Raw genomic sequence first — 20,706 nt, 5'->3', positions numbered from 1 at the left:
ACCGCCATGAGCATTCGCCTAGGCATCAACCCGCTGACCTGGACCAATGATGATCTACCGAGCCTCGGTGCCGACACACCGCTGGAGGTATGTCTCAGCGAAGGCCGCCAGGCAGGTTTTGCTGGTTTCGAGCTAGGAAACAAATTCCCGCGCACCCCCGACGCCCTGTCTCAGGTACTCAATGCTCACGATCTGGCGTTGGTATCTGGCTGGTACTCAAGCCGCCTGCTGGAGCGTAGCGTCGAGGAAGAGCTGGAAGCCCTGAATGATCATCTTCAGCTGCTCAAGACGTGTGGCGCTACTGTCATGGTGTATTGCGAAGTCAGCCGCTGTGTACATGGGGATCAAGACACTCCTGTCTCACGCCGCCCCGTCATGAATGATGCCGATTGGGAGCGTTTAACAACCGGCCTGGATGCTGTCGCAAAAGAGATGGCGTCTCAAGGCGTGGAAATGGCTTATCACCATCACATGGGCACCGTCATCGAGAGTGAAGCCGATGTGGACCGTTTGATGGCCTCCACACAACACGTGAAGCTGTTGCTGGATGCCGGTCACCTGACCTATGCCGGTGGCGATCCCGTCGCTGTGGCACGCAAGCATGGCAAACGCATTACCCACGTCCACTGCAAGGACATCCGTATGGCACTGATGGACAACGCGATCAACCGTGACAAGTCCTTCCTGGATGCCGTACTGGATGGCGTTTTCACCGTGCCGGGAGACGGCGGTGTTGACTTTGCCGCGCTTTTCACCGAGCTGAAGCGTCTGGGATATGGTCAGCACGATGATCGCTGGCTGGTTGTAGAGGCCGAGCAAGACCCTGCCGTCGCCGACCCGCTGACCTACGCAACGCTCGGTCACGACAATCTGGCTCATCTCGCACGCGAGGCAGAGCTGATCAACGCCTGATTCATCTGCCATTTCAAAGTTATCCGAAATATTTGGGCCGGGATGATGTGGCAACCGCGCTCAACAAATAGAACGGTTCTTATTCCTCTGCGCACGGAGGGAGCCGGCTCTAGGCCACTAGGCTGCATAGACAGCCCGCACGACTCAGATCACTTCGCTTGAGTCAGCGCCAATACCACTCTCCACGAGGACACGTTCATGCAACAGTTACATCACTTCATCAATGGTCAAACGCAACCCGGCGACAGCGGTCGTAATGCACCAGTCTACGACCCGGCCACGGGCGAGCAGTCCGCGAGTGTGTCACTGGCCAGTGCCGAGGAAACCCGCTCCGCCATTGCTGCCGCCAGCGCCGCCTTCCCCGGCTGGTCCAACACCTCAGCCCTCAAGCGCTCACGCATCCTGTTCCGCTTCAAGGCACTGCTGGAAAAGCATAGCGACGAACTCGCCACACTGATTTCGCGTGAGCACGGCAAAGTGCATTCGGATGCGCTCGGTGAGGTGACTCGCGGCATGGAAGTCGTCGAATTCGCCTGTGGCATGCCTCACCTTCAAAAAGGTGAACACTCTCTTAACGTCGGTACCGGCGTAGACAGCCACTCTCTGATGCAACCGCTAGGTGTCTGCGCAGGCATCGCCCCGTTCAACTTCCCGGCCATGGTACCGATGTGGATGTTCCCCATTGCCCTGGCAACCGGCAATACCTTCATCATGAAGCCTTCGGAGAAAGATCCCTCTGCTCCGCTGCGCATGGCAGAACTGCTGACAGAAGCCGGACTGCCGCCGGGCGTATTCAACGTCGTCAATGGGGACAAGGAAGCCGTCGATGTCCTGCTGACCGATGAGCGCGTCGAGGCCGTTTCCTTTGTCGGTTCCACCCCGATCGCCGAATACATCTATTCCACAGCTTCTGCACATGGCAAGCGTGTTCAGGCCCTGGGGGGGGCGAAGAATCATATGGTCGTGATGCCGGATGCCGATCTGGATCAGGCCGCAGACGCTCTGATGGGAGCGGCGTATGGCAGTGCTGGTGAGCGCTGCATGGCGATCTCCGTAGCAGTACCGATCGGTGAGCAAACCGCTCAGCGACTGCGTGACAAGATCCTCGAGCGGATGGCCACCCTGCGAGTTGGCCCCGGCGAAGTCGAGGGGCAAGAAAATGACATGGGACCGCTGATCTCGCGCGTGCATGCCGACAAGGTCATCGAGTTCATCGACAGCGGTGTCGAGCAAGGTGCGGAGCTGGTCGTGGATGGCCGTGACATCAAGGTTCCCGGGCACGAGAACGGCTATTTCGTGGGCGCTACCCTCTTTGATCATGTGCGCCCAGATATGCGCATCTATGCCGAAGAAATTTTCGGGCCGGTTTTGTGTCTGGTTCGCCAGGAATCACTCGACGAGGCGATTTCCCTCATCAATGCCCACGAGTATGGCAATGGCACGGCCATCTTCACTCGCGACGGTGATGCTGCCCGCCAATACACCACCCGTATTCAGGTCGGCATGGTCGGCGTAAACGTCCCCATCCCTGTGCCGATGGCATTCCATAGCTTTGGCGGCTGGAAGCGCTCACTCTTTGGTCCGCTTCACATGCACGGCCCGGATGGTGTGCGTTTCTATACCCGCATGAAGGCCGTAACGACTCGCTGGCCGGATGGACTCAGAAGCGAGCAGACAAGCCACTTCACGATGCCAACACTTTGATGTCTCCCCCTGCCATACATCTAATCCTGGCAGGGGGCACTCACTTCCTTCAACAACAATAGCGATCAATGGAGTCATTCATGAAACTAGGTGTCTGCACTTGGACTTTCGGCCCGATCTCTCTGGAAAATACCTTTGAGCGCGTCTCGCGCTTGGGGTTTGACGGTGTCGAGCTGCACGGAGACTTGGAAAGCTTTACTCCCGAGTATGTACTGGGCTTGTGCCAGAAGCACAACCTGCAAGTCTTTTCCCTGACGCCGGGTGACTGTGATCCGGCATCTCCGGATGCATCAGATCGGGAAGCCGCTGATAAGTATTACCGAGATCTTATTGATTTTGCGCATGCAATTGGCGGTGCTCGAGTATCACTCCATGGGTTGGTGGGACGCATCCGCCCCTCCGCAGGTAGCGATCATGCCACTGAATACGGCTATCTCGTTGAATTCCTCAGGCCAATCTGTGCCTATGCTGCAGAGCGGCAGGTACCTTTGGTTTTCGAAGTGCTCAACCGCTACGAATCTCACCTGATCAATACTGGGGAGCAATGCCGCCAACTGATCAAGGATGTCGGCAGCGATCAGCTGAAAGTGTTGCTGGACGCTTATCACATGAACATCGAGGAAGCCGACCCTGTGAAGGCACTGGCGCAGACCGGCCAGCAGCTCGGCCTTTACCACGTCGCAGATTCCAATCGAGGCGGAATTGGCCAAGGCCACAGCGCCCTGCAGCCACAATTCGAACAACTGGCTAAAATGGGTTATCCAGGGCCGATTATCATCGAGGCGCCAGCTATGGGCCCTGACCCCTTCACTCCTGTCAAAGAGGGCGACTACCTCACCAAGCTTGAACATCAGTTGTCACTGAGCGTTACAGCGCTCCGCGAGCAATTCGCCCCCGCTACCGCAATCTAACTTCATAGTGCCCACTATATCGGAGTCAGCCTTATGGCTGGCTCCGGTCTTGTCAGGATGGATAGGCCCGCATGGGCCAAGAACGTCAAGACGTCCATCCTCAGAACAGAACAATATCAGGACCGGCCACGCCAACCCGCCGGAACCCTGGCCAACCGCGTCTTGCACAAGCATGACGCTGGAGGACATGCATGCCAGTCACGTCAGGATCGACACATCACAAGACCGGCTCCGAACATCAGGGGCTGACCAAAGGACAACTGGGCTATCTGATTCGTATCACGCTGATTGCAACCCTAGGGGGACTGCTATTCGGGTATGACACCGGCGTCATCTCAGGTGCTATCGGTCCCATCACGGATTACTTCCAATTAGCACCAGCAGAGAAAGGTTGGGCCGTATCGTCAGTGGTTATCGGCTGTATCGGCGGCGCCATCTGTGCAGGCTGGGTCTCTATTCGATTCGGAAGGCGTATGGCCTTCCTGATTGCTGCCATCCTCTTTTTCCTGTCTGCCATTGGCTCAGCGACAGCTACGGACTTCACCGTTTACAGTATCTGGCGAGTCATCGGTGGTATGGCCGTCGGCCTGGCAAGTGTCGTCGCCCCGATGTACATATCAGAAATGTCACCAGGCCACCTGCGAGGCCGCACTGTCAGCCTTTTCCAGCAATCGATCGTCTTTGGTCAGATGGTCGTTTTCTTCGTGAATTACTTCATTGCCAAGGGCATGGCAGAGGCCTGGATCATTGAGCATGGCTGGCGCTGGATGCTGGGATCAGAAGCCTTGCCCGCCCTGTTGTTTGCCATTCTGTTGATGTTCATTCCCGAATCACCTCGCTGGTTGGTCCTCCGTGGACGACACGAGCAAGCACGCGGAGTGTTGGCCAAATTTACCCCTGCCTCTCGTGTCGAGAGCACGCTGAAAGAAATCGTCTCTTCCTATCGTGACGCCACCCTGGAGAATCGCATCAGCCTCAAAGAGCGTGGCCTGCTTGGTTTAGTGGTGCTGGGCTCATTCTTGGCCTGCGCCCAGCAGCTGACAGGAATCAACGTCGTGATGTATTACGCGCCGGAAGTCCTCTCCACCGTAACTTCAAGCAGTGAAGATGCGCTGTTACAAACCTCCATCATGGGTGTGACCTTCGTGGGCGGGAATTTGCTGGGCATGCTACTCATCGATAAGGTCGGCCGCCGTCCGCTGCTGATAGCGGGAAGCATTGGCAGCATGATCGGTATGTGCGCACTAGGGCTGATCATTTCGCGCGATGCCATTGGCTACGGCGCACTACTGGCGCTTATTGTCTATGTCGTTTCCTTTGCTGTCTCTTGGGGCTGCGTATGCTGGACGCTACTGTCAGAAATCTTCCCCAATGCCATCCGCGGCCGTGCAATGGCCATCGCTCTGGCGGCTCAATGGTTCATGGGGTTTGTGGTCACCCAATCCTTCCCCATGCTACGTCAGAGTGAGTTCCTCAACTCGGCCTTCGGCACTGGCTTCAGTTTCTGGCTATATGCCGTCTTGATTTTGCTCAGCATGCTGATCGTGATGCGCTATGTGCCCGAGACCAAAGGCAAGACGCTGGAAGAATTGGAAGATATTACTGGTACACGTCTAAGTAAGCGTCGCCGGGAGCTTGCAAGCGCCAATGCCAGCAGTTGATACTCTACCCTCGCCATCGTAAGACTGACTTGTCGTAACACCTGCCCCTTGCCTGCCATCATTTTGCGATGGCTCGCAAGGGGCAGGTGTTTAGCATCAGGAAAACGAGCCCCCTCGCTCTACCAGATAACACCCCGAAGTTGGGGAGATACTCAACTCGACACCTGCCACTCGAATCCGGCCTCATCTCGAATCCCTACTCGATTAGCATCCGGGTCATGCAGATGTATGGTCCTGCCCCATGGTGTCTCTTCAATTTCGGCGTCGATTCCCCAGGCTTTGACATCTGCCAATGCCTGATCGATATCCCTGACATTGAAGCGTAGCTTGGCGCTACCTTGTTCTGGTGTCTTGCCGCCTTCAATGGCTTTTCCACCCTGCTCGATCATCAGATAGCCCGCCCCATAAGACAGGCAGGTCAGCCTGAAACTGCCATCCTCCTTATTGAACAGAAGCGGCAGTTCAAAAAGGCCCTGGTAGAACGCGACACACTCATCGAACCGCTCTGTATTCAATATCAGGCCATACCGTGCGACGTTATGCTTCATCCATGTGTCCTCTGGCTGTGGCTTGATGTCCTTTGATCATGCCATCGGTATCAGGGCAGAACGATAGTGCCCGGTGCAAGACATGCTCCCGCCAGCACGTGAAGATTGCCAGCGGGAGTGGATAACGACGGCTTGATGAACAGTCCAGAGCGCTCCTGGCTTACTCAGCGGTCAGCGGCAAGCCCTGACGAGCAAGACGGCGGCGACGCTTGCTCAAGCGAGTGCCGGTGATGTTCTCGAGCTCTTCCAATGTCTTGCCCTTGGTTTCCGGCACGTAGCGCAGCACGATCATCAAGCTGAGGAAGGTCAGGACAGCGTAGAGCCAGAAGCTGAATCCACCACCGACCAGTTCATTGAGGAAGTCGCTCTGGCGCATCATCGGGAAGGTCTGAGTGACGATGAAGCCCAGCAGCCACTGCGCCGCCACGGCCAGTGACATGGCTCGTGCGCGAATGGCATTGGGGAATATCTCGGAGACCAGTGTCCAGCAGACACACCCCCAGGAGATGGCAAACGAGACGACATAGACGATCAGGGCGATCAAGGCACTGATGCCCGGTTCGCCATTGCCGATCACGACACCCAGGAAGGTCATGCCGACAATGCTGCCAAGGCTCCCCGCAATCAACAACGGACGACGCCCGACCTTGTCGATCAGCAGCATGCCCAGCAGGTTACCGGCGACGAAGGTCACCCCCATGATGGAGGTCTGGAACAGGGCATCTTCATTGCTGGAAGTGACAGCGGACAACACATCCGGTGCGTAGTACATCACCACATTGATGCCGGTCAGTTGCTGAGCAGCAGCGATGAAGATCCCGATGGCCACCAGCCCCAGCATCCCCTTGGTACGCAGCGACGCGTGACGCTTGCTCTCATTGTGCTGGAAGGATTTCTGGATCTCGCCCAGCGTGCGTTCAATGGCATCGCCATGATAGAAGCGCGCCAGGACTCGGCGGGCATCGTCCAGGCGCCCTTTCAGCACCAACCAACGTGGAGATTCGGGCACGAAAGGAATCAGCACTGCAAACAGAATGGAAATGATCGCTTCAGACCCCAGCATCCAGCGCCAGCCGTGATTCAGGATCCAGGTTTCCGCCATGCCCTTGGCAATGAAGTAGTTCACGAAGAACACCACCATCTGACCAAAGACCACGGATTGCTGGAACAGACTGACGGTGCGCCCTCGCATATACCCGGGTGACATCTCGGAGATATACATTGGTGCCATGACACTGGCCATGCCGACGGCAATCCCGCCGAGAATGCGCCACCAGATGTAGGCATCAAAGGTGCTCGCCAGACCGGAGCCCAATGCTGACGCCGTGAACATCAACGCTGACAGCATGAAGACGGCCTTGCGCCCATAGGCAATGGACAGCCGTCCGGCGATGAGTGCGCCACCGATACAGCCGATGACCACAGATGAGACTGCCCAGCCCTTCTCGGCGGCGGACAGATCAAAATACTGCGCGATGGGCCCGATGGCCCCGGAGATGACGCCGGTGTCATAACCGAACAGCAGGCCACCCAGGGCGGCCACTAGAATGATCTTGATCAGGAAGACAAGCTGCGCTGGCGTCAGCTTTTCTTGATTGTCGGGTGAGGAGGAATCGGTGGATGCTGAGGGGGTAGCGGTATCGCTACCGGGGTGCGAAGTGGGCATGACGACCTCTCGTGATCGATTGTTATAGTATTACGAGAACTGCTGAGGCAGGTGTGGCTCGAGTGCTCGTGGCATCTGACGCACCACGCTATCGAGACAAGTCATTGCGGTATCTTCCGTGCCCTGCCGTCTTCTGGCGCGATGACGACAGGGCTTCATGCGGATCAGGCTTCCGCCAGGCCCTTTTCAAGAATGCTGCGTTCAATGAATTCACGACTTTCGCGGGCATTTTCCAGCGCGCTGTTGTCCTTGGTCGGGTCCACGTCCTGCTCGACGGTGATCCAGCCTTGATAGCCGATGGATTCCAGACTCTCGCGAACCGCATCAAAGTCGACACAGCCCTGGCCCAGCGGGCAGAACACGCCCTGGCCGATGGCGGTATAGAAGTCGATGCCATCCTTAACCACGTTTTCCAGCACCGGCGCCTGAATATCCTTGAAGTGGATATAGGCGACGCGCTCGCCGTAGGTGCGAATCAGCTCGGCGGGGTCGATCCCGGCATAGGTGCAATGGCCAGTGTCGATGCACAGCTTGACCAGGTCAGAGTCCAGCTCTTTCATGGCGCGATCGACTTCATCACGATACTCGATATAGGTGCCGGCATGCGGGTGAAGCACCGGCATCACGTCATATTCCTGACAGATTTCAGCCACTTGGCGGATAGTGACCATCATCTCGTTCCATTGCTCATCATTGAGACGTGTCGCGGTTTCCTGCTGGCCAGCCTCATCGGTGCGCGGCGAGCTGACGTGATCGATGATGACCATATAGTTGCCCTGCTGCGGCTTGAGCACTTCACAGGTCGCGCGGGTGTAATCCAGGATTTCCTGACGACGTGACGCGTCATGTAGATGCTTGAAGATGGTACCGGCGATCAGCTCGAGCCCTCGGCTGTCCAACGCGGACGCCAGTGCTGCCTGCTCGGTCGGCAGATAGTTGAGCGGACCCAGCTCCGTCGCCTTGAAGCCGGCGCCGGCGATCTCATCCAGTACGGTCTGCCAGCTGGGGTTGGCGGGATTGTCGGCAAACTCGATACCCCAGGAACACGGCGCGTTGGAAAGCTTGATTTGCATGAGGATGTCCTTCTCTTTGGCGTTGTCGTTGTCTTTTGAAATAACCATCGTCAGTAGCGCATTGGCGAAGCGACCTCACAGCAACCGCCAATCCATGGCGGTGATAGCGTCAGAGTGAGGCGCTCCAGATGCCGGCAGTCAGGTCAGAACGCGACCCAGCGATTCTCGTTGTCAGACGATTCCACACAGCACTCCAGCAACCGCACACCTTCGATACCGGCGTCGATATTGGGGAACCAGAGCGACTCCAACTCCTGCTCTGACAGACCGAGATGCTGGGTACTTCTGCCATCACGGCGCGCTTCGGCGCCCTGCATGGCGAGTGCATAGCGGTGATAGACATTGGCCCAGGATTCGAAGAAGCCTTCCGCGTGGCCGCCGCCGATGCGATTGCTGTTCACGGCGCTGTCGCCTTCGGCGAGATAGCCCATGCCACGCTCGAGAATGCGGGCCGGCTCGCCCTGCACTTCCAGACGCAACTGGTTGGGATACTCATCCCACCACTCGATACTGGCCTTCTCTCCCACCACGCGAATCTTCTGCTGGTGCATGGAACCCGCGTTCACGGCGCTGGCCCAAAGCGACCCCACCGCGCCGTTCTGGTACTGGAGCAACACCTGGGCGTTGTCTTCCAGCGGCGCACGCGAGGCCACGAAACTCTGGCGGTGGCACATCAGGCGTTCGACCTTGAGTCCGGTGATGAACTGGCCGGCATAGAAGATGTGCGTCCCGAGATCCCCCAGCACATAAGTCGGCCCGGAAACGGCAGGACTGGTACGCCACTTGGCGCCGCTGCTGACCTGTTCGACCGGCTGGCTATGGAAGCCATGAGCGAATTGCATGTTGACCATGCGGATCTGCCCCAGCTCACCCGACTGCACCATGGCACGGGCCTGGTGCAGCATCTGATAGCCGCTATAGCCATACATGACACCGAAGACCAGACCGCGCGCCTGTGCTTCGGCCTTGAGCTCCTCGGCCTCGGCAACCGTGAAGGTCACCGGCTTTTCGCAGATCACATGCAGACCGGCCTTGAGCGCTGCCAGGCTGATGGCATGGTGGGTGCTGTTGGGCGTGGCGATGCTGACCGCCTGAATGCCGTCCTCGCGAGCAGCTTCGGCCTCGAACAGGCTGGCGTAATCCGGGTAGCAACGCTCTGGATCGAGTCCCAGGTTGGTGCCGAATTCACGCCCGCGTTCAGCGTCGAGATCGAAGGCACCGGCGACCAGCTGGAACAAGTTGTCACGATGGGCAGCAGCACGATGGGCGTGGCCGATTTCACTGCCACGGCCACCACCGACCATGGCCCAGCGCAGCGGTGCGATATTGTGTTCTTCATTGAACATCAGGGTTCTCCTGCAAATGCATGGGTGCTGGTAATTGGCGTTGTCATTCCAAGCGTGTTCATGAGGCCCGTTGCGGTGTGCGCCAGGCCTCACGCAGAATCAGAGCCCGCGACGCTGATGGACACGGCCGGCATTCATGGCGGTGACCTGCGCTTCATCCACGTCCTCGCGGACGACTTCGGGTAGCCCCACATCCCACCAGCAGTCACAGGAAGACCACTTGCTGGAATCGATATCCACCACGATGACGTAGGTCCGCGGGCTCTCCTTGGCGCGCTGGTAGGCGGCCCGGAAATCACTGATGTCACTCAGGTGCTCACCATAGGCACCTTGCGACTGGGCATGCTTGAGGAAGTCGACGCGTACCAGCTCATCGGCCTGGCTGCGACAATCGGCCAGCATGTTGTTGAAGGACGGATTGCCACTGTTGTTCTGCAGCTTGTTGATGACCGCAAACCCGGCGTTGTCACACACCAGCACGATCATCTTGTGGCCCGTCAGCACCGAGCTGTAGATGTCGGAATTCATCATCATGTAGGAGCCATCGCCGACCAGGACCACGACCTCGTTGTCGGGATTGGCGATCTTGGCGCCCCAGCCGCCCGCCACTTCATATCCCATGCAGGAGAAGCCGAACTCGATATCGAACTTGCCGAGCTGCTTGCTCTGCCAGTTCATGTTGAGCTCTGCCGGCAAGCCACCGGCGGCAGTCAGCACGGTATCGCCGGGTTCCTGCACCGCATTGACGCTGGCAATGACCTGGGCGTAGGACGCCATCTCGCCGGGCGTGATCTCGCCACGGTTGGCGCACAGGGATTTCCACTCGGCGACCTCAGCCTGGCCCTTTTCCAGCCAGCGCTGATCGGCTTGCCATTCACCCAACCCGGAATCAAGACGCTCCAGCGTGTGGCGAGCATCGCCGATGACCGCCATGGCGCGATGCTTGATGGCATCCATATGCGCCACGTTGACTGACACGATCTTCAGCGCTGGATTACGAAACACCGACCAGGATCCGGTGGTGAAGTCCTGCAGGCGTGTGCCAATGGCCACCAGCACATCACATTGTGCCGCCATGGCATTGGCGGAATTCGAGCCAGTCACACCAATCGGGCCGATATTGCAGGGGTGGGATTGCAGCAGCGAAGAACGGCCCGCAATCGTCTCGACCACCGGAATATTACGACGTTGTGCAAAGTCGGCCAGCAACTGATTGGCTTCGGAATAATGAACGCCACCGCCAGCGATGATCAGCGGCTTCTCCGCCTTTTCCAGCAGGGAAATGGCATCCTGTACAGCACGCGTATCGGCTTCCGGACGACGAATATGATGGATGCATTCTTCGAAGAGCGCCTCTGGATAGTCATAGGCAACGCCCTGAATATCCTGTGGCAATGAAATCATGACCGGCCCGCAATTGGCGGGATCCGTCAGCGTCGCGATCGCTGTCGGCAAGGACTGCATGATCTGTGCGGGATGAGTGATGCGATCCCAATAGCGAGTGACGGGCTTGAAGGCATCATTGACGCTCAGGCCTGGTTGATGGGCATGCTCGACCTGCTGCAGCACCGGGTCTGGCAGGCGTGAGACATGGGCATCGCCGGCGAACATCAGCAACGGAAGGCGGTTGGTGTGCGCAATACCCGCAGCCGTGATCATGTTGGTGGCACCCGGCCCGATGGAGGTGCTGGCGATCCCGATGCGCTGGCGCTTGTTGGCCTTGGCGTAGGCAACGGCGGCAACCGCCATGGACTGCTCATTCTGGCCGCGCCAGATCGGGATCGTGTCCTGGATGTTGTGCAGCTGCTGCCCCAGACAGGTCACGTTACCGTGGCCAAAGATGGCGAACCCGCAACCGAACAAGGTCTCGACACTGCCATCAAGTTCAATCTTCTGCGCCGCCAGGTATCTGGCGATGGCTTCGGAGACGGTCAATTTTATCGTTTTCATTCCTCTCTCCCGACGAGCATATGGCGTTGTTTTATTGTGTGCATTCAGGTCGGAAAATCCGCACCTGAAGCTCAGTGATGATGACGTAGGAAAATGATGGTCAGCGCTGAATTCTTCGCCGTTTGAAAAGACACTAGCAGCGCTTGAAAACGTTTTCACCTTCATTTTCAAAAAAAGTGCTTTCCTTGGATCAAAGTTCAATAAGGATGTCTTGGCATGATTGAAGCAGCCTATAAAACTGTCGCTTCGATCACCCTTATCCTATTGATCATCCCAAGGAGCACTCGATACCACTCCGGCGAAAGCCGCCATCTCGTTGCCAGTGGCGCTGGCACGAAAAGCGCTTCATGGGGAGTGATGCATGCAAAACGCAGCCTCCCAAAACGCTCTGCGAAAACGCCATGACCACTTCAGCATGGCTAGACGAGGCCACCATCCACGATATAGGTCTGGGCCGTCATCATGCGACTGTCATCCGCTGCCAGGAACAACACCATCCGAGCCACATCCTCGGGCTGTACCCGCTGGTGCAGGCTCTGATTTTCCAATACCTGCTTCTCCAGCTCGGGATTCCACCACAGCGCCTTCTGACGCTCGGTAATGATCCACCCCGGCAGCACGGTATTGACGCGAATCCCCGCATCTCCCATGTCACGCGACAAGGTGCGCGTCAGACCGATGGTGGCCGCCTTCGCGCTCGAATAGGCCGAGATGTCCCGCGAGCGACGCAGGAAGCTGGGCGAGCTGAAATTGATGATCGACCCGCCGCCCGCCGCCTGCATCCCGGCAAAGACTGCCTGACAGGCAAACACCACATGGCGAAGATTGGTGGCTTGAAGGTCATCCCATGTCTCGACATCCAGCTCCGTGAGCGGTACCCGGGTATCACGCGCGGCATTGTTGACCAGGGCCCCTATCGGCCCCCACTCATCTGCTGCAGCCTCGATGACCGTGCGCAGCTGCTGGATGTCAGTCACATCGCAATGTCGGTAATGCACCTCTCCTCCCTGATCGGTCAGACGCGCCGCCAGGGCCTCGCCTGAGGCATCATCGATATCGATGAAACTCACTCGCGCCTGCTGCTCACAGAAATGCTCTACCAAGGTCGCGCCGATGCCGCTGGCGCCGCCACTGATGAAGACATGCCGGCCTTCCAGGCTGGGATAACGTGCGAACTGATTCATTTTGCCTCTCCTCTGATAGCGTATCGCTGGCTCAGGCGAACGACTGCCACGGCCAGGTGCATTCAATAGCCTTCACAATGATTCGCGCTGCGCTCCATGTCCTTCAGTACTGCCTGTGCCCCTGCCATCAACAGACGTGTATCGGCTCCGACCGTGACCAGATCACAGCCACGCGCCAACATCCGTCGCGCATGCGCGGCACTGCCGTTGTGAATGCCGATGACGCTGCCGTGCTGCCGAGCCCGTGCGACAATCTCGTCGATCAAGATATCCATGGGGCCATCACCGTGATCGAACCCAGGTGTGTGCCCGTGTGACAACGCCAGATCCGCAGGGCCGATATAGATGCCATCCAGCCCCTCGACGGCCAGAATCCCTTCCAGGTTCGCCACGCCTTCGCTGGTCTCGATCATGCCCAGCACCAGCATCTCGTCATTGGCATGCTTCGCATAATCCGCTCCGCCATACAGCATGGCGCGATGAGGGCCGAAGCTGCGCATCCCCAGCGGGGGATAACGACAGGCGGCCACCAGTGCCCTGGCGTCATCGGCCGTATTGATCAAAGGCGCGATCACGCCATAGGCCCCCGCATCCAGCACCTTCATGATCAACCCCGGCTCCAGACTTGGCACCCGGACAAGCGGGACGGTGTCAGTGGTGGAGATGGCCGTCAGCATCGGCAGCAGATCGCTGTAATCGATCACCCCGTGCTGCATGTCGATGGTCAGGCTGTCCCAGCCCTGATGGGCCATGATCTCTGCCGAGAAGGCACACGGCATGGAGAGCCAGCCATTCACGACGCCCTCTTTTTGGGCAATGCGTTGCTTGAGGCGATTGAGGCGCATGGGGTCTCCCTCTGGAATTCATCAACGGTGGAGGTCACAAGGGACGGGGCACAAGAGCAGCCACAAGGTCAGTCACGCGTGAGGTTCACGGGTCGTGTCCAGGGAGGGTGAGCGTTCTCCATTCAGCACGTCGGGTGATGCTGGAGAGCGAGAGGCAAAGGTGGCGATGGGGACACCCGGCACCTCGACCTCCAGCGCGAAGACACTGCCAGACAAGGGGGCTGCGGCCAGTGCCTCAGGGCTCATGCCCTTGCGCAAGGTGGTCACGTAAAGCGTTGTCATATCGGCCCCGCCAAAGCACGGCATGGTCGGGCCGGGACATGGCAGGCGGACCTGGCGCGCCAGACGTCCCTGGGCATCCCAATAATTGAGGACTCCGCCAAAGACACCTGCACTCCAGTAGCCTCCCGCCATATCCATCGCCCCACCGTCGGGGCGACCGTGCAGTGCAGGCTGGGTCTCGGCAAACACTCGCGGCGTTCCCATGACACCATTTTCCGGGCAGTAGTCCGCGACATGGATCGTGTCGCGCCGCGTATCCGCAAAATGCATGCGCCGTCCATCAGCACTCCAGGCCAGTCCATTGGCGACAATGAGGCCTGACTGCAGACGATGTGTCTCGCCCGCAGGCGTGACCGAGTAGAAATGCCCCAACGGCCGGGAGCGGCTCGCTTCATCCATGGTGCCGATCACGAACTGTCCATTCGGTGCGACCTTGCCGTCATTGAAGCGCGTGCCAGCCAACGGCTCACCGGGTGGGCAGGCCAGGAACTCCAGTGCACCCGACTCGAAATCGAGCAGATGGATACCCGAACGCATGGCAACGATCAAACGCCCATCGGCACAGCGCCCGAAGGCACCCAAGGTCTCTGGCAGCACGCGACGCTCTCGCTTGCCATCACTCAGGCAGTAGCGCTCGATCGCCGGGGCATAAAGGTCCGCCCATAACAGGCTGTTGCGACTGGCATCCCAGACCGGGGATTCACCCAATTCCGCCCGGCTCTCTATCAACAGTTCGATTTCCGCCATTTCCTGGACTCCCGTCGACGATGGCTACGGCACATGCGTGGATACCCCTGCGGGCTTACACCTTCTATCTCTCTGCCCCCGATACCCTCGACCTTATCTCCCTGCTTCAGGCAGCGGCGCTCAATAGATATCGGGCTCAGGAGTACTGCCAGGGGCACCATTGGCAAAGTCGAAGTCACAGCCTTCATCCGCCTGGGTGACATGCGATTTGTAGAGAGAGGCATAGCCATGAGGGTGCCGGTCCTTGGGTGGCTGCCAATCTGCCAGTCGACGTTGGATCTCCTCATCATCGACCATCAGGTCCAGCCGCCGATTGGGGACATCCACGGCGATGATGTCGCCGGTCTTGACGATGGCCAACGGGCCGCCGACGGCGGCTTCCGGCGCCACATGCAGAATGCAGCTCCCGTAGCTGGTGCCACTCATGCGCGAGTCGGAGATACGCAGCATGTCGCGCACGCCCTGTTTCAGCAGCTTGGCCGGAATCGGCATCATGCCCCACTCCGGCATGCCGGGGCCGCCCACCGGTCCGCCATTCTTGAGCACGATGATGCTGTCAGCCGTGACCGGGAGGTCTTCATCATCGATACGCGCCTTGAGGTCGGCGATATTCTCGAACACATAGGCAGGCCCTTGATGAACATGCAGACGAGGGTCCGCCGCGGTCGGCTTGATGATGGCCCCCTTCGGCGCCAGGCTGCCGGTCAGTACGGCAGTCCCGCCCGAGGCATTGACCGGCGTGTCCAGCGGGAGAATGACTTCCGGGCGCCAGACCTTGGCGCCTTCGATGTTGTCGCCCAGGGTGCGGCCGGTCACGGTCATCGCGGAGAGCTTCAGCTCACTGCCGATGTTCGTCATCAGCGCCGGAAGCCCTCCGGCATAGAAGAAGTCTTCCATCAGATATTCGCCGGAAGGCTTGAGGTTCAGCACCAGCGGCACACGACGCGATATCTCGTTGAAGCGCTCCATCGGCAGCGTGATTCCGAGACGACGTGCCATGGCCACGATGTGGATGATGGCGTTGGTCGAACCACCGATCGCCATGTCGACAGCAATCGCGTTATCAAAGGAGGCCTCGCTCATGACATCGGTCGGCTTGAGATCTTCCCAGACCATTTCCACCGCTCGCTTGCCGCTGGCGTAGCACATACGGTTGTGATTGGCGTCCACCGCGGGGATGCTTGAGGCCCCCGGCAGGCTCATGCCCAGCGATTCACCGATCGACATCAGCGTTGCCGCCGTGCCCATGGTCATGCAAGTGCCCGGAGAGCGGGCAATCCCATTCTCGATCTCGTTCCAGTCACTCTGACTGACGTTGCCGATACGTCGCTCATCCCAGTACTTCCAGACATCCGTACCGCTCCCCAACACCTGACCACGGTAATTGCCGCGCAGCATGGCACCAGCGGGGACATAGATGGTCGGCAGATTCATGGAGATCGCGCCCATGAGCACGCCCGGCGTGGTCTTGTCACACCCGCCCATGACCACGGCGCCATCCACGGGGTAGCTGCGCAGCAATTCCTCGACTTCCATGGCCAGCATGTTGCGATACATCATGGCGCTGGGTTTCATCAATTGCTCACCCAATGACATGGCAGGCAGTTCGACAGCAAAGCCCCCCGCTGCCGTGATACCACGCTTGATATCCTTGACCCGCTCAGGAAAGTGAGAATGGCAGGTATTGAGGTCGTTCCAGGTATTGATGATGGCGATCACCGGCTTGCCGACGAACTCCTCTCCCCAGTAACCCATCTGCTTGACGCGAGAGCGATGCCCGAAAGAGCGCAGATCATCCTGCTTGAACCAGCGATTACTGCGCAGATCGTCGACCCCTTTCCTGTTCATCCCGTACTCCTTACAACGTAATTGACCGAACAATGGCGTAGCAGAATCCGCACCGGCTGCCTCGAGGGCGGCCCGTCATTGCGTCATTCCTGAATGAAGTGGCATTGGCTATCTCAATTCCACAGCCGAATCAGCGCGTCAATTGACTGTCCGCCGTGATGGGAGAGACACCCAATCGCCATTTCGTCGACTGGAGTCGAGCGCGGTGGCGGCGAACTCGACACCACGCACACCACTGCGCAGGTCGGGATACCAGCAGGCCAATGGGTGCGGCTCAGTCCCCTGCTGGCAGGCAGTGATGTCCTCATGGAGGTCGCTATACAGGGAAGAAAAGGCTTCGCGATAACCTTCGGGGTGTCCAAAGGCCACACGAGAGATGCGCGTGGAGGCTTCATGAAGTCCCGCTGCCCCTTTGGAGAGCAGCACAGGAGCGCCATCAAGACGGCGGAACAGGAGCTGATTGGGGGTTTCCTGATGCCATTCGAGCCCCCCGAGACTGCCGAAGATCCGGAAGCTCAGGCCATGCTCGGCGCCGGCAGCCGCCTGGGTAATCCACATCAGGCCGCGGGCACCATTGCCATAGCGCAACATTACGTTGGCATTATCGTGCGCTTCGCGTCCGGCCACGCTGGCCGTGACATCGGCACTCAATTCACTGGTCTCAAGCCCGGAAACATACTCGAGCATATGAAAGGCGTGGGTCGCGATATCATTGAGTATCATCGACTCCCCCGCGATGGCGGGGTCCATATGCCAGTCGTGGCCTGCCTTTTCCGCATCCGTCAGGCAGGCCAGGTGCCCCTGAACGTAGTCACACTGCAGCTGACGGATTTCACCGAGCTCGCCATTCTCGATCATGGCGCGTGCCTGACGCACCATGGGATAACCGGTATAGCCATAGGCCATGCAGAAGCGCAGCCCTGCCCGCTCGGCAATCGCTTCAAGCTCGCGAGCCTGAGCCGGATCATTGACCAGCGGCTTTTCACAGACGACATGAAAGCCCAGCTCCAGAGCCAGCTTGGCCAGGACGAAGTGACTATCGTTGGGCGTGAGAATGGCGATCACCTCAGCACCATCTTCGCGGGCAGCTTCCTCGCGTAGCAGTGATTCACCATCGCCATAACCACGTGCGATGTTGAGTTGTTCCGCCTGCTGGCGAGCACGCTCGGGATTCGATGACAGCGCACCGGCGACGACACGATACCGTCCATCCATCTGCGCCGCCGCACGATGGACCTGACCGATGAAAGACTGAACGCCTCCCCCGATCATCCCCATGCGCAGCACTTTGGGGGCCAAAGTGCTCGACTGGTGTTCCGCTGTCTGCTGTGAGCTTGAACGGTGATCGAATGAGGGCGGTGTCTGCTGAGTCATTGGGCGTCTCGGCTTCAGGCGTGGATGGCGTTATTGTTCTATCGCGTACCACAGGGGCTTTTCCTTGGCTTTGGTACGCTGCATATCAAGCAGCCTAGCGCAGCCAAACCGGCTTTGAAAATGTTTTCAAAGCCATTTAGACCAAGGGACGAGAAAGAACGAAAATCCACCGATGTGCCAACGAATCGCCAGTATTCCAGGCGGACTACCAAGAGAGTGCTGCTCCGCCACCAGAGAAGATTTCACGAGAAAACTATCAAGCGTTCTGCAGTGCGCGTGTCAGTTGACGTGACGAGTCGACCCGCGTTGCGTGATCTGACACGGCATGATGACCCGACTGGGCGCCATGCCACCTTGCTTGATGCGCGCGAACAACAACGACACCGTCTTGTTGACCATTTCCGTGAATGGCTGGCAGATCGTCGTCAGATCATAGGATTTGCTTGAGGCAAAGCGAATGTCATCCACCCCGACGATACCGATATCCTGTGGTATGCGGTGCGAGAACTCATGACGTATGGCGTCCATGCCGCCACATGCCATGATATCGTCAAAATAGAAGATGCTATCAGGAATGACCTCCGCCTCTGCGAACAACTCACAGGTAGCTTCATAACCCGCATCGTAGCTGTGGCGATGCCCTTCCCCCACGCCATGCAAGGTCAGCCCGCGCTGCTCCAGCCGCTCGATGAAGCCACGCTTTCTATCCAGCGTGGCCTGCTCCTTGGTCGACGCCCCCACATAGGCCAGCCGACGATAACCGAGATCAATGAGATGATCTGCTGCCATGCGCCCCATCTCGACATCGTCACAGGTCACCACACAGGCGCCGGAGTCTTCTCCATCACGCCCGAATATGGCCACAGGCGTATTCTGCTTCGCACAGGCCTCGACCAACTCCGGCGGCACCGATGCAGAAGTGACGATCAAGGCATCGACATGATATTCCATCACCAACGAGACAGCCTCCGAGATGCTTTTCTCGGTATTCACGTTGATCAACAAGGTGTGGCAGTTATGCCGCTGAATCGCAGCAGAAAATTCGCTGAGAATCGCCAGGTAGACAGGGTTCTCGAAATTGGTCACGAGAATCCCGATCAGGCTGGATTGCGACTTGATGCCTCGTGCCAGACGATTCGGCTTGTACCCCATTCGCTCGGCTACCGCCAGGATCCGGCTACGCATCTCGGGGGAGCTGCTGCCTTCAGGATTCATTGCCCGAGAGACCGCCGCAATCGAGACGTTGGCCTCCTTGGCAACTTCAGTGATGGTGACACGCTTGGATGAGGATATGTCCTCGGACTTCTTCATGCTCACTCCCTAACGGGGCTCAATGCTCAACATCTCATCAAGGCATTCCACCCCACATTGGATAATCATTGGCCGACCATACCGCGGATCACGCAAGCATGCAGCAGGCGCATGATGAAGAATACAGCCATATCACGTTGGCTTTGACGTGTGCCACCAGGGAGTCAATAGCTGCCTTTCGATAACACGACCCTGGCGACTATCTCTGGCAGCACGACGGCTCAGGACCACAGTAGAACTGACGCAACAGCCGATGCATCGGTTGTTGGAGCCTCTTCGCGGTCCCCCCAGACGATGACCCTGGATACGACTCGGAGGTCGCCAATCACGAAGATGTCGCAAAGGGCTTTGACAGTAAATGTATTGCTATGCCCTCTATAGCCCCACCCGGCGAGGGACCAAGGAGAATATCAATGGCTTGACACGCCAGTACTTCTCCAAGGGGCAGTCTCCAAGAATGTCAGTAATACTGAGCTACGCAAGGTGTGTCGACAAACGGAATGACCATTCCCGACAGCGCCTCGGCTATCGAATAGCCATCCCAAGTATTCTCGAGAGAATGTTCTAAACCCCTGTATACCATGCGTGCTGCTCTGATTGCTGGAGCTCAGACACAAAAAACCGATGCCTGCAAAGCGCAAGCATCGGTAACATGGAATATATATTAAAAAAACTTCACGAATCAGACAATTTATTCCATTCCTTTTCAGCGTCTTCTTTGTTCATGCCATAACGCTCTTGAACCTTCCCGACAAAGTGCTCCTTGCGACCCGCAATTTCGTCGACATCTTCATCTGTAAGCTCTCCCCAACCTTCGCGGACCTTACCTTTGAGTTGCTTCCACTTACCTTCGGCGATATCACTATTCATGGCAGTCTCCTGATTAAACAGATAATGCGATAAATAAAAATCTACCAATGACCAGTCACATGCTGTGATTGAGTCTCATGGCAGGCCACGAATATAAGCTAGCACAGATATTAGGGCTCAACAACAGCCCTACCGCTTCACCTCATTGGTGGTGCGACCACTGACTTTACATAAAATATAGCGCGAGCCAGCCGAGTCAATACAGCATCATCGACAAAAAGTTCCCTTCATCTTTCCGTGGCATACCGCCATTTCCCAGTCTTCAACAACCAATGTGACAACTGTCATTAAATGTATAGAGCAAAATATTCAGCATACCCCATCAATAACTCACTATAAGGTGCCGGATGATCGATTCTTACAACGAATCTATCCTTTATTAGCCTCTCGTAAGCCCATCAAGCAATTCATACAGAAAAGGCATCATGGGTATCAAGCTGCACAATCAAGAGACAACGATACTGAAAATTCATG

The 20,706-nt window shown here is 57.8% G+C and carries 16 protein-coding genes; 4 read left to right on the top strand and 12 right to left on the bottom strand.

What is annotated here, in order from left to right; translation table 11 throughout:
• Nucleotides 1-6 precede the first annotated feature (6 nt).
• The 4 genes from iolE (at nucleotide 7) to H2O77_RS06970 (ending at nucleotide 5,188) form a co-directional block, all read left to right on the top strand.
• On the top strand, nucleotides 7-912 hold the full coding sequence (gene iolE / locus H2O77_RS06985) for a myo-inosose-2 dehydratase (RefSeq protein ID WP_215824252.1): 906 nt from the start codon (nucleotides 7-9) through the stop codon (nucleotides 910-912).
• Between the two features lie 198 nt (nucleotides 913-1,110).
• Nucleotides 1,111-2,616, top strand: a complete 1,506-nt coding sequence (locus H2O77_RS06980) for a CoA-acylating methylmalonate-semialdehyde dehydrogenase (protein WP_215824251.1) — start codon at nucleotides 1,111-1,113, stop codon at nucleotides 2,614-2,616.
• A gap of 80 nt (nucleotides 2,617-2,696) precedes the next feature.
• Entirely contained in the window at nucleotides 2,697-3,527 is an 831-nt protein-coding gene (locus H2O77_RS06975; RefSeq protein WP_215824250.1) for a sugar phosphate isomerase/epimerase family protein, read from the top strand.
• 191 nt (nucleotides 3,528-3,718) lie between these two features.
• A complete protein-coding gene (locus H2O77_RS06970) occupies nucleotides 3,719-5,188 on the top strand; it encodes a sugar porter family MFS transporter (RefSeq protein ID WP_192837997.1) in 1,470 nt (489 codons plus the stop codon).
• A 152-nt stretch (nucleotides 5,189-5,340) separates the two neighbouring features.
• Here the strand turns inward: H2O77_RS06970 and H2O77_RS06965 are convergent, their stop codons facing one another.
• The 12 genes from H2O77_RS06965 to H2O77_RS06910 form a co-directional block, all read right to left on the bottom strand.
• On the bottom strand, nucleotides 5,341-5,736 hold the full coding sequence (locus tag H2O77_RS06965) for a VOC family protein (RefSeq protein WP_215824249.1): 396 nt from the start codon (nucleotides 5,734-5,736) through the stop codon (nucleotides 5,341-5,343).
• A gap of 160 nt (nucleotides 5,737-5,896) precedes the next feature.
• Nucleotides 5,897-7,402 (bottom strand): sugar porter family MFS transporter, encoded by a 1,506-nt coding sequence (locus H2O77_RS06960; RefSeq protein WP_215824248.1) that lies wholly within the window; start codon nucleotides 7,400-7,402, stop codon nucleotides 5,897-5,899.
• 164 nt (nucleotides 7,403-7,566) lie between these two features.
• A complete protein-coding gene (locus H2O77_RS06955) occupies nucleotides 7,567-8,475 on the bottom strand; it encodes a TIM barrel protein (protein WP_215824247.1) in 909 nt (302 codons plus the stop codon).
• A gap of 143 nt (nucleotides 8,476-8,618) precedes the next feature.
• Entirely contained in the window at nucleotides 8,619-9,821 is a 1,203-nt protein-coding gene (locus tag H2O77_RS06950; RefSeq protein ID WP_054555846.1) for a Gfo/Idh/MocA family oxidoreductase, read from the bottom strand.
• Nucleotides 9,822-9,920: 99 nt separating this feature from the next.
• Nucleotides 9,921-11,771 (bottom strand): 3D-(3,5/4)-trihydroxycyclohexane-1,2-dione acylhydrolase (decyclizing), encoded by a 1,851-nt coding sequence (gene iolD / locus H2O77_RS06945; protein ID WP_131431787.1) that lies wholly within the window; start codon nucleotides 11,769-11,771, stop codon nucleotides 9,921-9,923.
• A 419-nt stretch (nucleotides 11,772-12,190) separates the two neighbouring features.
• Nucleotides 12,191-12,955, bottom strand: coding sequence for an SDR family oxidoreductase (locus H2O77_RS06940; RefSeq protein WP_192837993.1), 765 nt, complete (start codon nucleotides 12,953-12,955; stop codon nucleotides 12,191-12,193).
• Between the two features lie 62 nt (nucleotides 12,956-13,017).
• Nucleotides 13,018-13,800, bottom strand: coding sequence for an aldolase/citrate lyase family protein (locus H2O77_RS06935; RefSeq protein ID WP_215824246.1), 783 nt, complete (start codon nucleotides 13,798-13,800; stop codon nucleotides 13,018-13,020).
• A gap of 72 nt (nucleotides 13,801-13,872) precedes the next feature.
• Nucleotides 13,873-14,829 (bottom strand): SMP-30/gluconolactonase/LRE family protein, encoded by a 957-nt coding sequence (locus tag H2O77_RS06930; RefSeq protein WP_215824245.1) that lies wholly within the window; start codon nucleotides 14,827-14,829, stop codon nucleotides 13,873-13,875.
• Nucleotides 14,830-14,949: 120 nt separating this feature from the next.
• Nucleotides 14,950-16,677, bottom strand: coding sequence for an L-arabinonate dehydratase (gene araD, locus H2O77_RS06925; protein ID WP_215824244.1), 1,728 nt, complete (start codon nucleotides 16,675-16,677; stop codon nucleotides 14,950-14,952).
• Between the two features lie 138 nt (nucleotides 16,678-16,815).
• Nucleotides 16,816-17,955: a Gfo/Idh/MocA family oxidoreductase gene (locus H2O77_RS06920; RefSeq protein WP_225347887.1), complete on the bottom strand. Its 1,140-nt coding sequence runs from the start codon at nucleotides 17,953-17,955 to the stop codon at nucleotides 16,816-16,818.
• 375 nt (nucleotides 17,956-18,330) lie between these two features.
• Nucleotides 18,331-19,362 (bottom strand): LacI family DNA-binding transcriptional regulator, encoded by a 1,032-nt coding sequence (locus H2O77_RS06915; RefSeq protein WP_054555839.1) that lies wholly within the window; start codon nucleotides 19,360-19,362, stop codon nucleotides 18,331-18,333.
• A gap of 675 nt (nucleotides 19,363-20,037) precedes the next feature.
• Nucleotides 20,038-20,232, bottom strand: coding sequence for a CsbD family protein (locus H2O77_RS06910; RefSeq protein WP_043334054.1), 195 nt, complete (start codon nucleotides 20,230-20,232; stop codon nucleotides 20,038-20,040).
• Between the last annotated feature and the right edge of the window lie 474 nt (nucleotides 20,233-20,706).

The organism is Cobetia sp. 4B (assembly GCF_018831605.1).
In the GTDB taxonomy this organism is placed as follows: Bacteria; Pseudomonadota; Gammaproteobacteria; order Pseudomonadales; family Halomonadaceae; genus Cobetia; species Cobetia amphilecti.
Note: the sequence above shows the minus strand (reverse complement) of the source record. Positions and strands in the feature narration are given on the sequence as shown.

What these genes read in the sequence shown, in the direction of transcription:
- H2O77_RS06940 (WP_192837993.1), bottom strand. Translation starts at nt 12,955, where the DNA reads ATGAATCAGTTCGCACGTTATCCCAGCCTGGAAGGCCGGCATGTCTTC.
- H2O77_RS06960 (WP_215824248.1), bottom strand. Translation starts at nt 7,402, where the DNA reads ATGCCCACTTCGCACCCCGGTAGCGATACCGCTACCCCCTCAGCATCC.
- H2O77_RS06965 (WP_215824249.1), bottom strand. Translation starts at nt 5,736, where the DNA reads ATGAAGCATAACGTCGCACGGTATGGCCTGATATTGAATACAGAGCGG.
- H2O77_RS06915 (WP_054555839.1), bottom strand. Translation starts at nt 19,362, where the DNA reads ATGAAGAAGTCCGAGGACATATCCTCATCCAAGCGTGTCACCATCACT.
- H2O77_RS06920 (WP_225347887.1), bottom strand. Translation starts at nt 17,955, where the DNA reads ATGGGGATGATCGGGGGAGGCGTTCAGTCTTTCATCGGTCAGGTCCAT.
- H2O77_RS06975 (WP_215824250.1), top strand. Translation starts at nt 2,697, where the DNA reads ATGAAACTAGGTGTCTGCACTTGGACTTTCGGCCCGATCTCTCTGGAA.
- araD (WP_215824244.1), bottom strand. Translation starts at nt 16,677, where the DNA reads ATGAACAGGAAAGGGGTCGACGATCTGCGCAGTAATCGCTGGTTCAAG.
- H2O77_RS06970 (WP_192837997.1), top strand. Translation starts at nt 3,719, where the DNA reads ATGCCAGTCACGTCAGGATCGACACATCACAAGACCGGCTCCGAACAT.
- H2O77_RS06950 (WP_054555846.1), bottom strand. Translation starts at nt 9,821, where the DNA reads ATGTTCAATGAAGAACACAATATCGCACCGCTGCGCTGGGCCATGGTC.
- H2O77_RS06930 (WP_215824245.1), bottom strand. Translation starts at nt 14,829, where the DNA reads ATGGCGGAAATCGAACTGTTGATAGAGAGCCGGGCGGAATTGGGTGAA.
- H2O77_RS06980 (WP_215824251.1), top strand. Translation starts at nt 1,111, where the DNA reads ATGCAACAGTTACATCACTTCATCAATGGTCAAACGCAACCCGGCGAC.
- iolD (WP_131431787.1), bottom strand. Translation starts at nt 11,771, where the DNA reads ATGAAAACGATAAAATTGACCGTCTCCGAAGCCATCGCCAGATACCTG.
- iolE (WP_215824252.1), top strand. Translation starts at nt 7, where the DNA reads ATGAGCATTCGCCTAGGCATCAACCCGCTGACCTGGACCAATGATGAT.
- H2O77_RS06910 (WP_043334054.1), bottom strand. Translation starts at nt 20,232, where the DNA reads ATGAATAGTGATATCGCCGAAGGTAAGTGGAAGCAACTCAAAGGTAAG.
- H2O77_RS06935 (WP_215824246.1), bottom strand. Translation starts at nt 13,800, where the DNA reads ATGCGCCTCAATCGCCTCAAGCAACGCATTGCCCAAAAAGAGGGCGTC.
- H2O77_RS06955 (WP_215824247.1), bottom strand. Translation starts at nt 8,475, where the DNA reads ATGCAAATCAAGCTTTCCAACGCGCCGTGTTCCTGGGGTATCGAGTTT.